The sequence below is a fragment of the Streptomyces niveus genome, assembly GCF_001723055.1.
Taxonomy (GTDB): Bacteria; Actinomycetota; Actinomycetes; order Streptomycetales; family Streptomycetaceae; genus Streptomyces; species Streptomyces niveus.
On sequence record NZ_MDCR01000511.1, the window covers coordinates 1 to 1,598 of the forward strand.

The following is a 1,598-nucleotide window of genomic DNA, read 5'->3' on the forward strand; positions in this document are numbered from 1 at the left end:
CCACTTCCCCCGCGTCCCCCCGCCGGCCCCGGAGGCGTTCTTGCCGTCCCGCTCACCTTCGCCGAACCTGTTCACCCGGCTCCCGCTCGCCGGGAGCTACCCGGCGGCCGTCACCCTGGCGCTCCTCGCGCTCAGCCCGTATCTGATCCTCACCACCGCCACCGCCCTGATGGAACCGCAGATCATGCGGAGCATCGATGCCACCGCGTACGAACTCCAGCTCAGCAGCGGCATGTCGAACGCCGCGTACGCCTTCGGCGCCGTCGCCTGCGCCGACCTCGTGCAGCGGGTGGCGCGGCGGCGGGTCTATCTCGTCTGCGAGTGCGGATTCGTCCTGAGCACGGTGCTGGCGCTCAGCGCGCAGAACATCGGCATGTACGCGACCGGGGTGGTTCTCCAGGGGCTGTTCACCGGCATGCTGCTGGTCGCCGCGCTGCCGCCGCTGATCATCGGGCACCCCATCGACAAGCTCCAGACGACCGCCGCCGTCGTCAGTCTCGGGCTGTTCGGGATGGTGGCCTTCGGGCCGCTGGTGGGCGGGCTCGTCGGATCGCTCGGCGGCTGGCGGCCCCTGTTCGCGGGCATCGGCACCCTGGCGCTGATCGGACTGGTCGTCGGGTCGCTGACCTTCGAGGGCAACGCCCCGCCGGACCGCCGCGCGAAGTTCGACTGGACCGCGATCCCGCTGGCGCTCGGCACGACGGCGCTGCCGTTCTTCGGTGTGTCCTGGCTGACGCGCGGCCATTTCAGCGACCCCGAGTTCTACGTACCGGTCGTCGTCGGGCTGGCGTGCGGGGTGTTCCTGGTGGGCGGGCAGTACCGCAAGGAGCGTCCGCTGATGCCGGTGCGGCCCATCAGCAACACCCTGCCGGTCGTCGGCACGCTCAACGCGATGCTGGTCGGGGCGTGCTTCACCACCCTGCTGGAGCTGATCGAGGTCTACTACATCAGGGAGGCGGCGTTCTCCCCCGTACGGATCGGGGCGCTCGTCACGCCGCAGATCCTCGGCGTCCTGATCGCCGCCCTGCTGTTCCGCCAGCTGATGTCGACCCGCTGGACGCCGTATCTGGCCCTGTGCGGCACCATCAGCGTGGCCATCGGCGCCGCGATCCTGCTGGCCGCCTCCACGTCCAACGCGTCGGCGACCGTCCCCGTCGCCGCCTTCTTCCTCGGCTTCGGCGCGGGCGCCGGTGTGACACCGGGACTCTTCCTGGCCGGTTTCTCCGTCCCCGCCGCGCAGATCGGCCCGACGTTCGCGCTGGTCGAGCTGTTGCGCTCGGAGGCGGCGTTCCTGATCGGGCCCGTCCTGCTGCATTTCGCGCTCGTCCAGGGGCTCGCCGACGGATTCCACCAGGCGGTGGGGATCACGCTGGGGATCACCGTGCTCGGCACGCTGGGCCTGGTGACGCTCTACCTCCTCGGCGGCGCCCGGCCGGAGGCGCCCGACCTGGTGTCCTGGCACGCGGGTACGTCGACGGGCTACCACTCACCGGCGCTGCTGGCCGCGGTCCGCAAGGCCTGACCGGTACGCGGTGCGGGACCCGCCCGACATGCGGGGGGCCGGTGGCGGCCGGATAGTGGAGGGGCGGGTCCCGCAC

General features: G+C 71.6%; 1 protein-coding gene. It reads left to right on the forward strand.

The window, feature by feature from the left end:
• Positions 1-1,522, forward strand: a 1,522-nt coding sequence (locus BHU15_RS37075; RefSeq protein ID WP_368483239.1) for an MFS transporter, incomplete at its 5' end; no start/stop codon positions are given.
• Positions 1,523-1,598 lie beyond the last annotated feature (76 nt).